We start from the raw sequence: 14,786 nt of genomic DNA on the forward strand, positions 1-14,786 counted from the left end.
TTAAGGCAGTCACCGCTTGAATGTAAATGGGGCTCTGGCCCCACGCGCACAATCCCCATGGCAAGTGCCGCAACGCGTTCATGCCGCCCCGCCACCCTGCCGGCCTATCATGAATGAACAGCCGGGACGGCGCCCTCGCGCCGTCCGTCCGCACCATGAACACAGCCAGCCACCCTCCCCTGTTCCTGTGCGGCGACGTGATGACCGGGCGCGGCATCGACCAGATCCTCGCGCATCCGAGCCAGCCGCTGCTGCATGAATCGTATGTACATTCAGCGCTCGACTACGTGCGCCTGGCCGAGCATAAGGCCGGCCCGATCGCACGCCCCGCCGCGCCGGAATACCCCTGGGGCGATGCCCTGGCGGAACTGGAAAGCCGCGCTGCGCGGCCGCGCATCGTCAACCTGGAAACCGCCATCACCACCAGCGACGATGTCTGGCCCGGCAAGGCGGTGCACTATCGCATGCATCCGGGCAATGTCGCCTGCCTGCAGGCCGCCGGCATCGACTGCGCGGTGCTGGCCAACAACCATGTGATGGACTGGGGACGCGCGGGCCTGACGGATACGCTGGCAGCGCTGGACGGCGCGCATATCGCCCATGCCGGCGCCGGCCCCGACGAGGCAAGCGCGGCGCACGCCGCACTGCTGCCGCGGCCCGGCGGCGGCCGCGTGCTGGTGCTGGCCCTCGCCATGGAAAATGCCGGCACCCCCGCGGCCTGGCGCGCCAGCGCCGGACATTCCGGCGTGAACCTGCTGGAAGACTGGTCGGTGGCATCGCGCGAACGCATTGCCGCGCAGGTGCGCAAGTTCAGGCGTGCCGGCGACATCGTGGTGGTATCGATCCACTGGGGCCCGAACTGGGGCTACCACATCGACCCCGCGCAACGCTCCTTCGCCCGCGCGCTGGTAGAGGGCGGCGAAATCGACATCGTGCACGGGCATTCCTCGCATCATCCGCTCGGGATTGAGCTGCATGCCGGCAAGCCGATCCTGTACGGCTGCGGCGATTTCATCAACGACTACGAAGGCATCGGTGGCTACGACGAATACCGGCCGGACCTGGCGCTGATGGCCTTTGTCAGCTTCGATGCCGGCGGCAGCGCCGACCTGCGGCTGGTGCCGTTGCGGCGCAGCCATTTCCGTCTGGCCTACGCGCGCGAAGTGGATATGGCGTGGCTGCAGGCCATGTTTGAAGACGAGGGACGGGCACTCGGCACCCGGGTGGAGCGCAGCGGCTTGCATGAACTGCGTTTGCGGGCGGCATAAACCCCAGCCCATGAAAAAGCCCGCCGTTGCGGCGGGCTGCACGAAAGCCAATCGCCAGGCGTCAGTGGCGATGGATCATGTGATCAAACCATGTGCGCACTGACTGCTCCTGCTGCTGCAGCAGCGTCGGGTTCTTTTCCCGCAACATCCAGATGGCAAATGCGGCGCACGCAACGAGGGCGATCAGGACCAGCGCGGTAATCAAGGTCGCGGCCATAGCAACCTCCTTTGGGTAATGGTTGCACCTTCAGTGTAGTTCGCCTGGCAGCTGTCACGGAAAGCAGAAAGGCCAGCCTTGCTGGCTGGCCTTCCGGTTATTCCAGTGCCACGTGAGTTGGTTCCGTGTAACGCTTCCGCAGAGTGCTGATCCGCTTCTTCATTCACTGCCCGACTCTAGCTCTCTCGCCCATCCTGCGGCACCCCAGGACATAACTGCAGCATAGTACAAATCCCCGCGGATAACAGCGCGCGTTCAGTTGACGGCGATGCGGTCGTCGACCAGGCGGATCTGGCCGCCAGGCTTGTCTTCCATCACTTTGAGCACGCGGCTGCCTACCTGCAGCGTGACGCCGCCATGGATGCGGCGCGCGGCGTCGATCACGGCCTCGGCGGCCGGCTGCATCTGCTGCCCCAGTTCGGTCAAGCGTGCCTCCAGCTCGAACAGGTCACGCGACAGCTTGAACAGTGTCGCGCGCGCCTTCTCGCGCAGGTCGCCAACGGCCTTCTCGGGATGCTTGGCAAAGAAGTCCACCAGCTGTTTGACCTTGTTCTGCTCTGCCAGCATGCCGCGGCGCTCGGCTTCCAGCGCGGCGCGCTGTGCGTCGGCAAATGGATTCAGGCCGACCTGGATGCTGGTGGCGGTGCCGGCCGGTGCGCCCAGCACCGCGGCGCGCACCGCCAGCAAGGCACGGCTGCGGCCGCCGCTGATGCTGCCCTGCGCGCCGGTGCCGCCCACCACGATGCGCTCGCCGGCAGCAACATCGCTCTGCCGGATGCCGCTTTCGACGTTGACCTCGGTGCCGGCCTCGACCACGGCGTTTTCGATAAAGCGCGCCTTCACCGCGCCCTTGCAGCGCACGCTGGCGCGGCTGATGCCGCCTTCGGTGCGGCCGGTGTCGGCCTTGCCGATGATGCCGCCCTTGACGATGACATTGCCGCCGGCCTCGACATTGGCGGCTTCGATGGTGCCCTCGACCACCACGTCGCCGCTGACGTTGACCGACATACCGGTGCGGATGTCGCCCGACACGCGCAGCGTGCCGTCGAACGCCACGTTGCCTGAGTGCAGGTCGACCGATTCCACCTGCACCACGGGGCTGACCGAGATGCCGTGCACGCCCACCACCGGCGATCCTGCGATCACCGCGCGCAGCAGCTCCGCATCGTCGGCATCGGCGGCAGCGCCGGTCAGGCCTTCGGCAAAGGGCGGGTCATCGACCGGATCGGCGGCGACGGGCTTGCCAAATACGTCGACGCCGTCATTGCCGCGCACCGCCGGAACGCGCCGCATCAGCGGCGTGCCGGGGCTGACCAGCAGCAGGTTGCCCAGGTCGCGCAGGTCGACCTTGCCGGCCTCGTCGTCAGGCTGCGCCGGCTTGCGCGGTTCGAGCAGGTTGATGAAGCGCGCCGGCTCACCCTGGCGCGGCGCGACGCCGGCGGCAATGGTGCGCAGCTCGCAACGGCCTTCGGCCAGCGCGGCGTCCAGTGCCAGGGTCTGGATCGGCGCCACCACGCCGCGCGCCGCCGCGGCGCAGCGGATGTCCTCCGCGCCGACCGGACGGCCGCCTTCGGCTGGCAGCAGCGTCAGCCGCACGGCCAGGCCGTCGGCGGTGATGTCGAGCTCGAACGCGCCGTCGATCAGCGCACCGATGGTGGCATCGATCTCATGCTCGGCGCGCTGGCATTGCGCCAGGAACTGCGCCACCGCGCGCGCATCCAGCCGCGCCCCGGCCCAGCCCAGGCTGTCCAGGCATTGGCGCAGGCTGGCCTGGTCCGGCGGCAGCCTGCCTGGCTGCGGCGTGTAGCGCGCATGCACCTGCTCGCCTGGCTCGGCAAGCTCCAGGCGCAAACCCGACTCATGCGTCATGCGTCCCCTGAATCGTCTTGTGCAGCCGCGCGGCGGGTGCCGGCGCTCCGCTTGTTATCGATCCATAAACCAACGGCAGCAGCGCGGAGAACTTTAGCGCACACCTTGCCGCGTCGGCCGGGCTGCCATCGCCTTCGTGGAGAAGCCTGGGGGACGATCCGGACGATGTCCGGGCTATTTGACCGAGACCACCTCGATGGTGCCGGTCTGGCCGTTCTGCACGACCTCCTGCTTCATGACCAGGCCCATGTCGGGGCAGTACCAGTCCGTAACGCTGGCGCTCGCCGGCGGCACCGACACGGTGTGGCCCGCCACCGTGACCGGCGCCATGGTCGTGCTGCGCTCGTAGCGGACCGGCCAGCAGGATTTCTGGCCGAGGCGGGTGGGGATGGTCGCGCGCTTGCCGACGACCTTGCCGCCGATGGTGACCTTGGCGGACGGGATCCTGGCCTGGCCGGCGCTCTGGCCGGCGGCGGTCATCTGCAGGTCCATGCGCACCGTCTGCGATTCGCCCGGCAGCCGCTGTCCTTCCGCTTCAATGACGCCGCCATAGGCCAGGGTCCCGACCGCGCTGCTGTCGAGCATGCCCGATGCCGTGCCGGCGGCGCTCTTGCCCTCGACCTTGCCCGGCGCGCCGCCGCGCGAGATGGACAGGCGGTCTTCGATCACCGCCATGGTGTAGTCCAGCCGCGTCTCGTTGCCCGAGCCGGCCGCGGCCACATTCGACACGACGCTGATATTGGCATTGCACTGGCCCTTGCCCGACTTGCGCACGCCGGACACGGACATGGTCGCCGTGCCCGGCGCACCGCCCTGCATGGTCATGCGGATCTCGCCGCCGTCATGCATCCACGGCGCATCGCAAACGCCGGCCGCTGCGGCTGCCGGCAGCAGCAGCGCAGCGAAGGCCACGCTTGCGCCAAGCGCCGTGCGGCGGTCCAGGGATTGCCGCGCGCTAGCGCGGTCGGAATTCTTCGGCATCTGTCGCCTCTCCATTGGTCAGTTCAGCAAAGCACCGGCAGTCAGTCCTTGCATTGCGGCATGTCGCGGAAGCTGTCGCGCACCGTCGCACAGGACTGCGCCAGGCCATCCTTGTCGGAGACGCCGGCCCAGCGCGTGCGGATCGATTCCAGCTCGCCGGGCAGCCCGTCGCGCAGGGTCTGGGCGGCCGCGGCCTGCCCCGACTTGTCGAGCTTGGCCGCCATGTTCTCGGTGCAGGCGCGCTGCGCGGCCTCGGCTTCCTGGCAGGCCTTCGGCAAGGCATCGCTGGCCGCTACGGAACGCCCTTCTTCCTTGCCACAGCCGGCAACGGCCAGCGCCAGCATGACCGGCAGGCAGGCACGCGGAATCCAGTACGACATCATGACTTCTCCTTTTTCTTCACCGCGGAGGCGGGGGGTTCTGATACGAGACAATGGCAAGGCCGCCGTGCTGCGCCGGCGACGCCGGCTGGCGCAAGGGCGCCGCGGCGCTGCCGTCCTGGCCGCCGCGCAAGCGCGCATAGCGGCCCAGCACCTGCGGCACGTAGGCCTGGGTCTCGGCAAACGGAGGGATGCGCGACCCGTGGCGCAGCACCGCGCCTTCGCCCGCGTTGTAGGCGGCCAGGGCCAGGCTGGTGTCGCCGTTGAAGCGCGACAGCAGGCCGCCCAGGTAGGACGCACCGGCCTGCAGGTTCTGGGCCGGGTCATAGGCATCTGTCACGCCCAGCATGCGAGCCGTGGCCGGCATCAGCTGCGTCAGGCCGATGGCGCCCTTGTCGGAGGTGGCTTGCGGGTTCCAGCCCGACTCCACCTCCACCATGGCCATCAGCAGATGCGGGTCCACCGCCGCGGCCTGCGCCGCGCGGTGCGCGAGGGCAACCAGCTCAGAGGGTGGGGACTTGGCGCTGACGACCGCGGCCTTTGCCGCCGCCAGCGTTGGCAGCCCGATAAACGCCCGCGCTGGCAATGCCGCGGGCGCCGCGGTGGACGCCAGCCGTGCCGGCGCGGCGCTGCGCGACGTGAGGAAGGTCACGCCGCTGCCGCGGTCGGCATGCATCACGATCTCGGCGCCGGCCGGCACCGCGCCCGCCACCAGCATTGCCGCCACCACACCGCGCGCCGGCGCGGCCACGAGCGCAGGCATCACTGCTTGGCCAGCTCCACGCGGCGGTTCTGCGCGCGGCCGAACGGCGTGTCGTTGGGCATCAGCGGATGGGTGGCGCCATAGCCCTTGGCATCGAGCCGGTCGGCGGGCACGCCGGCGCTTTCCAGATAGCGCCTGACGGCGGCGGCGCGGCGCTCGGACAGCGGCTGGTTGCGCGCGTCGCCGCCGGTGCTGTCGGTATGCCCCTCGACGCGCAGGCGCCAGTCGGGGTGCGCCAGCACCGCCTTGGCGGCACGGTCCAGCAGCGGCCGGGCCGCCGCGCTCAGCACGTCGGAATCGGTTTCGAAGTTGACGCCGTAGAGCTGCACGCGGCCCGCGCCTTCCAGCGCCTGGCCGATGGGATCGGGGGCGGCCTCGGCCTTCGGGAAGCACGGCGGCGCCTTGTCCGCCAGGCGCCAGCCGCCGGCCTCGCGCACGCTGTCGAAGGTGCGGGCATCGCCCTTCACCAGCGCCGCGTAGGCATGGCTGCCGTCGGGGCTGAAGGCCATGGCGCCCTTCTCAGGCGCGCCCTCGGTGGTGCGCCGGAAGGCCAGCAGGGCGCCGTTTTCCAGCCCGCCGGAAATCGTTCCCAGCACCTGCGTGATCTTCATCTGCTTGTTGCTGTAGTCGCCTTCCACGTAACAGCCTTCCACCGCGGCGCCGTCCTGGTGCAGCAGCACGTAGCCGGACGAACCGAATTCCACCGGAAACTGGTAGATGCCGCCCACCTGGCGCACCTTGTCGGCCGCGGCCTCGGGCTTGCCGTAGGCCATGAACTGCTGCAGGCCGATCTGGCCCTCGTCCTGGTCGCCCGGCCAGCGGTTGCCGGTAAGCGTCAGGCGCAGGGCCCCGGCCTTGACGGGCTGGGCCAGCGGCACGCGGGTATCGTAGCCGTCCTGCCCCGGCAGGTCCGCATCGTAGATCACGGTCCAGGGGCCTTGCGTGCCGCCGGCCGAGGCTTCGACGCGGGCATGGCGCGCATTGCTGCGCGCCCCGGCATCGGACAGGCCGCGGAAGCGCAGCACGTCGACGGACGAGGCCTGCGCCAGCGCAATCACCAGCTCCTGCCGGCTGCCGTTGCGCATAAAGCCGGCATGGTCCGGAATCTCATTGAGCAGCGGATACCACGAGCGGTCTTCCTTGTCGCGGTTGACCACGAACGCGCCCGACCACAGCCCGGCAACGTTGGTTTGCGCGGGCGTTGCCGGCGCCGATGCCACGGGCTGCGCCGATGCCGCTGCAGGCGCGGGCTGCGCATCGCCTTGCGCAGCGGCGCTGTCAGCAGGCTTCTTCTTGCAGCCCGCCAAGGCCAGCAGGGCCACGACGCCCAGGCCAATGGCGGCCTTGCGGGTCGTCAGTCCAAACGTCATTCCCTTCAAGGTACTTCCCCTTCTTCTTTTTGTGATGCCGGCCTGTCCGGTACGCGCCTCAATGCGGGGCGCGCATCAGCATGTCGATCTTCTGCAGCCGCACGCGGACTTCGCGCTCCAGCGGCACCAGTGTTTCCGGGCTGGCTCCGGCCTTGCTGGCGCGCGCGTAGTTCGCGATCGCCTCGTTCATGCCGCGCTGCTCTTCGGCCAGCGCACGCTTGACCAGCTCGCGCTCATCGCTGGCCGCCACGCTCGGAATCGCCGCCTGCGCGGCCCCCGCGACGGCGGCCTGCGCCAGGTCGGGCGCGTTGCCGCGTGCGGACGGTGCCGCTGCCTGGGGCGCGGAAGCCGCCGGAGCCCGCGCTGCCGACGCCGGCACGGCGCCGCTCACCGCCGGCGGCGCACGCCGCGTGGTGATGATCTGCACGCCTTCGGAGCGAGAAACCTCCATCGCCGCCAGCGCCGGTTGCGGCACGAACCCGAGGTTACACAACAACAGCAACGCCAAACAACCCCGCTTCGGCAATTTTGTCGACCTTGTCGATTCTGGCATCGGTGTCTTCGGGCATATCCCGGCAAATTTTCACAAATACTTACAAAAACGGCGACTGCAGATGCGTCAGTTGCCGCGATACGGCGATTGCATCCGCACGATCGCCTCGGACTCGAGCGGGATGCGCCATTCCGACGCCAGCGTGGCCCGTCCGGTGCAGAAATTGGGCGTGGTCGGGACCTCCATGCCGCGGTACGAACCGGTCGCAACAAAATTCCGGATGCCGTTGACCAGCGAGTAGATGGTGCGGTCGGCAAACGGCACGAACATTTCGTAGCAGTACGTGACCCGGATCTTCAGCAGGTTGGCGTCCTGGATATTGACGCCAGAGGACGGCCCCGCGCTGGTGGCGCGGTACATCAGGCTGTCGTTGGGGATCTCCCGCGTGGTCTTGCCGGCGTAGTAGCCGCTTCGCCCGAAATCCTGCAGCGCCGCCGGCGTCGGGTTCAGCACGTCGATCCTGGCCTGGGTGCGGGCCTCGAACTGGGCCTTGGCATAGCCGGTGGCATGCGCGGTACGGTCGGCGGAGCGCACGAACAGCGGCGTCAGCCCCAGCGCCAGCCCCTTGCGCATGCTGGCCAGCCGGCCGTGGTCGACGGCGCCTTCGCGCGCGGCCTGCAAGGCGGCGTGGTCTAGCGTGGCCTTGGCCTGGTACAGCAGCCCGAACTGGATCACGCCCAGGCACAGCAGCAGCAGCGCCGGCGCGATGATCAGGAATTCCACCGCGGACTGTCCCCGTGCCCCGCGCCGCGCCGCGTGCTTTTGCTGGTGCGTCATGGCCCCTCCTCCCGCAGTTCCAGGTTCTGGCCCGGCGCAATCCCCAATGCCGCCGCGCGCCCCGCGCCGAGCTCAAGCGTCTGGCGCGCGCGCCAGTGGGCACGCACGCGCAGGCGTCCCACGCACGGGTGCACCGCCAGCACGCGCTGCCGCTTGTCGAGAAACACCACGTCGATCGCCATGCGCATGCCAAAGGTGTGGACTGCGCCGCAGGGGGACAGCAGCAAGGCTTCGTCCGGTGCCATCGAATCGCGGCTGAGCAGCCCCGTCATGCGTTCGCGCGCAGTGGCCGCCACCGACACGCGCACGCCGGTGTCGAGCGTGCTGTGGCCGGCCCGCAGGTAGAGGCGCGCCTGCCTCACAGCAGCCCTTCCTGCATAAACTTCATCACGATCGGGAAGCCAAGCACGATAAAGGTGACCGGGAAGATAAACACCACCAGCGGAAAGATCAGCTTGACCGGCGCTTCCATGGCCTGCTTCTCCGCGCGCTGGAAGCGCTCGGTGCGCCGCTGCTCCGACTGGAAGCGCAGCGTGGCGGCCAGCCCCGAGCCCATGCGCTCCGCCTGGATCACGGCACCGACGAAATTGGTGACCTCCTTCACGCGCAGGCGGTCATCCATGCGGCGCAGCGCATCGGCGCGGCTCAGGCCCGACTTCAGGTCGCGCAGCACGTGCTCGAACTCGCGCCGCAGCGGGCCCTCAGGCCCCTTCTCCACCGCCTGCAGCAGGGCGCCGTTGATGTTCAGGCCGGCCTCTACGCTCAGTGTCAGGAAATCCAGAAACACCGGCAGGTGGCGCGTGACCTGCAGCAGGTTGCGCTTGCGCACGTCGCGTAGCCAGATGCGCGGATAGAAGAAGCCCAGCGCGCTGGCGGCAAGCAACAGCAGCGGCGAGAACACGCCCAGCCCCAGCATGGCTATGCCCGCCAGCAGGCAGAACGCCAGCGCCGAAACGATCGACAGCGACAGGAACTGGCGCGCCGTCATCAGGAACGACATGCCCGTCAGGCGCAGTTGCTCGTCCACCGCGGCGCGCAGCGACTTCGGCGTGATCCAGACGAGATGGTGGTCGAAGAAGCGCACCACCGGCCAGACCGCGCGCAGCGACGGCGGCAACGGGTCGAGGTAGTCGCGCGCCTCGTCGGGAACGGCCACGGTGAGGCGGCGCATGGCCATGGTGGTGGCGGCGAGCACGCCGACCAGGCCGGCGGCAAGGGCGAAGGCAACAACAAGCATCATGGTCGGCCCCGGTCAGACATCGATATGGGTGATCTTGCTGATCGCCTTGTAGCCAAGCAGCTCCATCACCGCGATCACGGACAGCGTGCCCCAGCCGATCGGCGAACTGAACAGCGGTGCCATCGCCACCGGCTCCATGTGGTTCAGCACCACGATCAGGAACAGCGGCAAGCCCGTCATCACCAGGCCCTGCATCTTGCCCTGCGCGGTCAGCGCGCGGATCTTGCCTTCCATCTGATGCTTCTCGCGCAGCGTGCGCGCCACCGACTCCAGCGTCTCGGCCAGGTTGCCGCCCACCTCGCGCGAGATCGTGATGGCCGCGGTCACCATCAGGAAGTCGGGCACTGGAATGCGTTTTTCCATATTGCGCAGCGCGTCCATCAGGTCCACGCCAAGCCGGACTTCGCGCATCAGCAGGTCGAACTCCTGCGAGATCGGCGGGCGCGACTCCGCCACCACGCTTTCCAGCGCCATCGGGAAGCTGGCGCCGGCGCGCAGCGCGCTCGACATCATCAGCAGCGCGTCGGGCATCTGGTCTTCGATGGCCATCAGGCGCTTGCGCTGCATCTTCTTCACCAGCGCGCGCGGCAGCAGCAGGCTCACCGGAATGCTGAGCATCGCGAAGAACACGTTCTGCGATACCAGCCAGGTCAGCAGCGGCAGCGCGAACACCGCCACCACCGAGATGCCGGCCACCTGCCGCATATTGATGAAGATAAAGAGATCGGCCAGCGAGGCCTCGACCTCGGTCGCCAGCGTCTGCGTATGCCGCACGAACCAGCGCTTGCCCTGCGACAGCACGGCCCACGCAATCAGCACGGTCATCAGGAAGGCGCCGCACAGCACCAGGGCAAGGTTCATATTGCCTCCTTACTCGTCGCGGGCGGTGAAGATGCCCGTATTGACCTGGATGCCGCGCCGGATCAGATCCTGGTAGAAATCCGGGATATACGAGGTCGCGACATAGCGCCCCTTGACCTTGCCGTCGGCACCGTAGCCTTCCTCGCGGAACATGAACACGTCCTGCAGCTGCACCACGCCCGTTTCCATGCCGCTGACCTCGGTGATATGCGTCACGCGCCGCGAACCGCAGGAGAAGCGCGTCTGCTGCACGATCACGTCGACCGCCGAGCAGACCTGTTCGCGAATGGCCTGCACCGGCAGGTCCAGCCCCGCCATCAGCGTCATCACCTCAAGACGCGACAGGCAGTCCCGCGGCGAGTTGGCGTGGGCCGTGGTCAGCGAGCCGTCATGGCCGGTATTCATGGCCTGCAGCATGTCCAGCGCTTCCCCGCCCCGACATTCGCCGACGACGATGCGGTCCGGGCGCATGCGCAGGCAGTTCTTGACCAGGTCGCGGATCGTCACCGCGCCCTTGCCTTCCATATTGGGCGGCCGCGCCTCCAGCGACACCAGGTTGGGCTGCGACAGCTGCAGCTCGGCCGCATCCTCGACCGTGACGATGCGTTCGTCATCCGGGATGAAGCTGGACAGCACGTTCAGCAGCGTGGTCTTGCCTGAGCCCGTGCCGCCGGAGATCACGATATTGGCGCGCCGCTCCACGGCGGTGCGCAGGAACTCCAGCATCTCGGGCGACAGCGAGCCGAAGCCGACCAGGTCTTCGCCCCTGAGCTTCTTGCGCGAGAACTTCCGGATGGTGATGTTCGGCCCCTTGAGGGCGAGCGGCGGGATCACCGCGTTCACGCGCGAGCCATCGGGCAGGCGCGCATCGACCATCGGCGAGCTTTCATCGATGCGCCGTCCCAGCGGCGCGACGATGCGCTCGATGGCGCCCAGCACGGCGCGGTCGTCGGTAAAGATCACCGGCGAACGCGTCAGCCTGCCGGCGCGCTCGACAAAGATCTCGTCATGGCAGTTGACCATGATTTCCGAGACCGCGTCATCGTCCAGCAGCTCTTCGAGCGGACCCAGCCCGATCACTTCGTCAAAGACGCTCTGCTTGAGCGCGTCCAGCGGGATCTCCTGGCTGCGGAACACGCTCTCCTTGAGGATGTCGTCGAGCAGCGAGCCGACCAGTTCGCATAGCTCGTCCTCGGCCATGCGCGCGACGTTGACGCGGCGCAGGTCGAGCGCAGCGATCAGGCGCTGGTGCGCCTGCTTGCGCAGTTCCACGCCGCGCGGCGAGTTGATGGGTGCGCGCAAGGCCTCGTCGAGCGGCGCCACCGGCGCAGGTTTGGCGGCCACCGGCGCTGGCTTCGGCGCAGGTGCCGGCGGCCTGGGTGCGGGCACCGCTTCGCGCGGCACCGGCACGCTTGCCTGGGGCGATGGCGACAGGGTCACCGCCTCCCGCGGCGGCGACGGAGGCGGCACAGGCATGGGCACCGGCACCACCGGTTGAGGCGCCGCGGCATCCTGTGGTGGTTGGGCGTGGTGCTGCTGCGGCGATGGCTGCGCCGCCACGCCCGCTCCCGCTCGCCCCGGCTCGGCCACGACGGACAGCACGAAGCCGCCGATCTCGATCTGGTCGGCCGCCGCCAGCGGGCCATAGCGCGTGACCGGGTCGCCATTGATCAGCGTCGAGGCAATGCCGCCCTGATCCTCGATATACCAGCCGCCGTTGTGTCCTTCGATGCGGGCGTGGACCTTGCCGATCAGCAGGCCCTTGAGGACGATGTCGCAGCCGGGATCCTTGCCGATGGTACAGCCCGGCCCCTTCACATGGATCACCTCGGCGCTGCCATTGCGCTGCTGCAGGCGGATATTGAGCATGGCCGGATCAGCCTCCGTTCATCGGATCGACGCCGGGCGGGGGCAGCGGCGGCCGCTTCTGCTCCATCACTTCCTGCTCACGCACGGCATTCGCAGCGGGCAGCGGGCTTGGCTCGCCGAAGCGGTGGCGGTAGTTGGCATCGACATCCGCGCCACGCTGCAGCAGCGCGGCGTTCTCCGGGCTGGCCGGGTCATAGACGACCGGGGTGACAAAGATCACCAGGTCGCTCTTGTTGTTGCGGAATTCGTCGGAACGGAACAATCGCCCGAGGATAGGGATGCTGCCCAGCAGCGGCACCTTGTCGACGGCCTTGGATGCGTCGGCATTGACCAGCCCCGAGATCGCCAGCGTTTCGCCCGCGCGGATCGAGGTCTCGGAGGTGGTGCGGCGCGTCAGGAAGGCCGGGAAGCCGCCGAACGATACCGACGGGTCGATCTGGCTGATCTCGGTTTCCAGCGTGGTCGAGATGACATTGTCGACGTTCACCGCCGGGCGGATGTTGAGCTTGATGCCGTACGGCTTGTAGTCGACGTCGGTGGTGCCGAACGCGCCGGCCTTGGGAATCGGCACTTCGCCGCCGGCCAGGAAGGTGGCCAGCCCGCCGCTCTTGCTGTTGAGCTCCGGCGCGGCGAGCACGTAGGCATCGCCATCGGAAATGGCCAGGTTGATGCGCGAGAAGATGGTCGTGGCAATGCCGAGATAGAAGCCGCTGGCGGCGCCGGCCACCTGGCTCGGGGTATCGGTGAAGGTGGCCGCATCGGTGGACGGCAGCGTGCGATAGCGCCCGGTGTGCACCGGATTGCCCGCGAACGCGATCTGCGGGCCGTTGAAGCTCTGCTGCCAGGCAATGCCAAGCTTCTCCATGCCGCGCCGGGTGATCTCCATGATGTGCACCTTGAAGTGCACGGTCTTCTTCAGCGCATCGCCCTCGTCGGCGCGCACCAGGTTGACCACGCTGTCCAGGCCCGAGGTGGCGGTCTTGATCAGCGGCACCATCTGCGGATCGACGATGCCCGACAGCACCACGCTGGGACCGACCACCTCGATCTTCAGGCCGCGCACGCTGCCCAGCGACGCCCGCAGGCGCTGGGCCACGTCGGCGGTATCGGCCGGCGCCACGCGCAGCTTGCCCTGCAGCGCCACGCCGCGCTCGTTCCAGACGATCAGGCTGGTGGTGCCGATCTCCTCGGCCAGCAGCAGCAGGCGGCCGTCGACCACGGTGCTGCTGACCAGCGCGCCATTGCCGATGGCCACGCGCTTGATGGTGCCCGGCACCTCGAGCGCGCGCACCTCGCCCTTGAACAGCTCGATCGCACCAAAGCGCGCCGGCAGCTCGTACGACGGCGGCTGCGCGCCTGTGCGGGCCGCGGTGGTCACGGGCTCGGCGGCCCAGGCTCCCGAGGCCAACGCTGCTGCCGCCAGTGCTGCCATACCCCCGCGCACCGCATGGCGCGCCCCCTTACCCGTTTTCCCGTCCGGTGCTCCGTGTACCGTGACCGCCTGCAGGCGCCCGGCGATGCCGCCGCGCTGCGCGAAAGACCCATCCATTGCGTGTTCCGTCAGTTGGTGTTCTGGATAATCCGATGTCGTGCACCGCCGCGCTCAACGCGAGGCCGGCCGGCCCGCCATGGCGTTGGCGGCATTGGCAACGGCGCCCTGCTGGGCCTGGGCGATGCCGCCCGCGGAACCGCCCATGGACCCGCCATTGGCCAGCGCCGAAGAAATGGCGTTGCCGATGTCCTGCGCGGTAGGCAGCTTGGAGATCATGTTGGCGCCCGCGGAACGGCCACCGACGATGTATTCGATGGCCGCTTCGTCGCCACCGGCGAAGAGCGCGTGCTCGCTGACCGCGATCTGCGGGGTCGCGGTCTTGTCGGCCGCATTGCGCAGCACCGCGCGCAGGCTGCCGACCTTCTGCGCCAGCGCCAGCCGCGCCGCCTGTTCGGGCGACACCATCAGCGTGAGGCTGTCGTAATCCGGGTTGGTGTCCACGCCCTCCGCGCCTTCCGCGGCCTGCGCCGCCATGGCTTCGCCATAGTCGCGCGGGCGCACGTCCTGGCCGGTGGCCAGCACCAGCATGTCCGACATCAGCAGCCGCGCGGTCTGCTTGTCGGTGCCTGCCGCAGTGGGCGAGGTGGAGCTGATCAGGAACAGGTCGACATGGTTGCCAGGCTTGAGCATCTTGGCCGTCGAGTTGACCATGTCGACCTCGATGGTGAAGGCGCGCTTGCCGGGCTTGAGCAGGTCGGAGAAATCGCGCGACTGCAGCGCTTCAACGTCGGCACGCCGCACCGGCTGGCCCTGCCGCACCTGGCGCACCAGGCGCAGGTTCGCCACCTTGTCGAAGCTGCTCGCCAGGATCATGTCTTCGTAGACCAGGTCGGCCGGAATCTCCCGTGCCGCGAAGCCATTGCCGTCGATCACCGTGCCCGGCGCGGCGTTGCGCACCGGCACCATGACAGCCACGCGGCGGCCCTCGTTCAGTTGCGCGGCCAGCTGCTCTTTCAGTGCCGCTTCGCGCCCGCTCAGGAAGCGGTAGATCCACAGTGTCAGCAGGCCGGCGACCAGCACGGCGATGACGAGGACGACCCAGGGATTCCCGATGATTGAATGAATCTTGATTTTCTTCAGCATGAA

At 68.5% G+C, this 14,786-nt stretch carries 15 protein-coding genes; 1 reads left to right on the forward strand and 14 read right to left on the reverse strand.

What is annotated here, in order from left to right; genetic code table 11:
* The first annotated feature begins 155 nt into the window (after positions 1-155).
* On the forward strand, positions 156-1,268 hold the full coding sequence (locus tag AC3WQZ_RS23780) for a CapA family protein (protein WP_167686574.1): 1,113 nt from the start codon (positions 156-158) through the stop codon (positions 1,266-1,268).
* 61 nt (positions 1,269-1,329) lie between these two features.
* On the opposite strand, the gene AC3WQZ_RS23785 is transcribed toward AC3WQZ_RS23780, so the two are convergent.
* The 14 genes from AC3WQZ_RS23785 to cpaB all read right to left on the reverse strand — a co-directional run bounded on the left by AC3WQZ_RS23785 (position 1,330) and on the right by cpaB (position 14,783).
* Positions 1,330-1,485 carry a hypothetical protein gene (locus AC3WQZ_RS23785; protein ID WP_010809186.1) on the reverse strand — a complete coding sequence of 52 codons (156 nt, stop codon included), beginning with the start codon at positions 1,483-1,485 and terminating at the stop codon, positions 1,330-1,332.
* 255 nt (positions 1,486-1,740) lie between these two features.
* Entirely contained in the window at positions 1,741-3,354 is a 1,614-nt protein-coding gene (locus AC3WQZ_RS23790; RefSeq protein ID WP_010809187.1) for a flagellar assembly protein A, read from the reverse strand.
* 174 nt (positions 3,355-3,528) lie between these two features.
* On the reverse strand, positions 3,529-4,335 hold the full coding sequence (locus tag AC3WQZ_RS23795; protein WP_011614832.1) for a hypothetical protein: 807 nt from the start codon (positions 4,333-4,335) through the stop codon (positions 3,529-3,531).
* Positions 4,336-4,376: 41 nt separating this feature from the next.
* Entirely contained in the window at positions 4,377-4,718 is a 342-nt protein-coding gene (locus AC3WQZ_RS23800; RefSeq protein ID WP_010809189.1) for a hypothetical protein, read from the reverse strand.
* Between the two features lie 16 nt (positions 4,719-4,734).
* The gene (locus AC3WQZ_RS23805) at positions 4,735-5,478 is read right to left on the reverse strand and encodes a lytic transglycosylase domain-containing protein (RefSeq protein ID WP_010809190.1); all 744 of its coding nucleotides are present in this window, start codon (positions 5,476-5,478) and stop codon (positions 4,735-4,737) included.
* Positions 5,478-6,848 carry an OmpA family protein gene (locus AC3WQZ_RS23810; RefSeq protein ID WP_439669013.1) on the reverse strand — a complete coding sequence of 457 codons (1,371 nt, stop codon included), beginning with the start codon at positions 6,846-6,848 and terminating at the stop codon, positions 5,478-5,480. Before AC3WQZ_RS23810 ends, AC3WQZ_RS23805 begins: the two co-directional genes overlap by 1 nt.
* A 58-nt stretch (positions 6,849-6,906) precedes the next feature.
* Positions 6,907-7,299, reverse strand: coding sequence for a hypothetical protein (locus AC3WQZ_RS23815; protein WP_439668649.1), 393 nt, complete (start codon positions 7,297-7,299; stop codon positions 6,907-6,909).
* Between the two features lie 168 nt (positions 7,300-7,467).
* Entirely contained in the window at positions 7,468-8,178 is a 711-nt protein-coding gene (locus AC3WQZ_RS23820; protein ID WP_010809193.1) for a TadE family protein, read from the reverse strand.
* Complete coding sequence (locus tag AC3WQZ_RS23825) at positions 8,175-8,540, reverse strand: DUF192 domain-containing protein (RefSeq protein WP_010809194.1); 366 nt, start codon at positions 8,538-8,540, stop codon at positions 8,175-8,177. The genes AC3WQZ_RS23820 and AC3WQZ_RS23825 overlap by 4 nt, the downstream gene beginning before the upstream one ends.
* A complete protein-coding gene (locus AC3WQZ_RS23830) occupies positions 8,537-9,418 on the reverse strand; it encodes a type II secretion system F family protein (RefSeq protein WP_010809195.1) in 882 nt (293 codons plus the stop codon). The genes AC3WQZ_RS23825 and AC3WQZ_RS23830 overlap by 4 nt, the downstream gene beginning before the upstream one ends.
* 12 nt (positions 9,419-9,430) lie before the next feature.
* On the reverse strand, positions 9,431-10,279 hold the full coding sequence (locus AC3WQZ_RS23835) for a type II secretion system F family protein (protein WP_011614826.1): 849 nt from the start codon (positions 10,277-10,279) through the stop codon (positions 9,431-9,433).
* A 9-nt stretch (positions 10,280-10,288) separates the two neighbouring features.
* Positions 10,289-12,148: a TadA family conjugal transfer-associated ATPase gene (locus AC3WQZ_RS23840; RefSeq protein WP_010809197.1), complete on the reverse strand. Its 1,860-nt coding sequence runs from the start codon at positions 12,146-12,148 to the stop codon at positions 10,289-10,291.
* 7 nt (positions 12,149-12,155) lie between these two features.
* Positions 12,156-13,697 carry a type II and III secretion system protein family protein gene (locus tag AC3WQZ_RS23845; protein ID WP_010809198.1) on the reverse strand — a complete coding sequence of 514 codons (1,542 nt, stop codon included), beginning with the start codon at positions 13,695-13,697 and terminating at the stop codon, positions 12,156-12,158.
* 54 nt (positions 13,698-13,751) lie between these two features.
* Positions 13,752-14,783: a Flp pilus assembly protein CpaB gene (gene cpaB / locus AC3WQZ_RS23850; RefSeq protein ID WP_058696948.1), complete on the reverse strand. Its 1,032-nt coding sequence runs from the start codon at positions 14,781-14,783 to the stop codon at positions 13,752-13,754.
* Positions 14,784-14,786 lie beyond the last annotated feature (3 nt).

It is taken from the genome of Cupriavidus sp. FW305-26 (genome assembly GCF_058787975.1).

Bases quoted from the DNA above. Each gene is read 5' to 3' on its own strand.
- AC3WQZ_RS23840 (WP_010809197.1), bottom strand. From the start codon at position 12,148: ATGCTCAATATCCGCCTGCAGCAGCGCAATGGCAGCGCCGAGGTGATC.
- AC3WQZ_RS23845 (WP_010809198.1), bottom strand. From the start codon at position 13,697: ATGGATGGGTCTTTCGCGCAGCGCGGCGGCATCGCCGGGCGCCTGCAG.
- AC3WQZ_RS23820 (WP_010809193.1), bottom strand. From the start codon at position 8,178: ATGACGCACCAGCAAAAGCACGCGGCGCGGCGCGGGGCACGGGGACAG.
- AC3WQZ_RS23815 (WP_439668649.1), bottom strand. From the start codon at position 7,299: ATGGAGGTTTCTCGCTCCGAAGGCGTGCAGATCATCACCACGCGGCGT.
- AC3WQZ_RS23790 (WP_010809187.1), bottom strand. From the start codon at position 3,354: ATGACGCATGAGTCGGGTTTGCGCCTGGAGCTTGCCGAGCCAGGCGAG.
- AC3WQZ_RS23780 (WP_167686574.1), top strand. From the start codon at position 156: ATGAACACAGCCAGCCACCCTCCCCTGTTCCTGTGCGGCGACGTGATG.
- AC3WQZ_RS23795 (WP_011614832.1), bottom strand. From the start codon at position 4,335: ATGCCGAAGAATTCCGACCGCGCTAGCGCGCGGCAATCCCTGGACCGC.
- AC3WQZ_RS23785 (WP_010809186.1), bottom strand. From the start codon at position 1,485: ATGGCCGCGACCTTGATTACCGCGCTGGTCCTGATCGCCCTCGTTGCG.
- AC3WQZ_RS23810 (WP_439669013.1), bottom strand. From the start codon at position 6,848: ATGACGTTTGGACTGACGACCCGCAAGGCCGCCATTGGCCTGGGCGTC.
- AC3WQZ_RS23835 (WP_011614826.1), bottom strand. From the start codon at position 10,279: ATGAACCTTGCCCTGGTGCTGTGCGGCGCCTTCCTGATGACCGTGCTG.
- AC3WQZ_RS23830 (WP_010809195.1), bottom strand. From the start codon at position 9,418: ATGATGCTTGTTGTTGCCTTCGCCCTTGCCGCCGGCCTGGTCGGCGTG.
- AC3WQZ_RS23805 (WP_010809190.1), bottom strand. From the start codon at position 5,478: ATGCCTGCGCTCGTGGCCGCGCCGGCGCGCGGTGTGGTGGCGGCAATG.
- AC3WQZ_RS23800 (WP_010809189.1), bottom strand. From the start codon at position 4,718: ATGATGTCGTACTGGATTCCGCGTGCCTGCCTGCCGGTCATGCTGGCG.
- cpaB (WP_058696948.1), bottom strand. From the start codon at position 14,783: ATGCTGAAGAAAATCAAGATTCATTCAATCATCGGGAATCCCTGGGTC.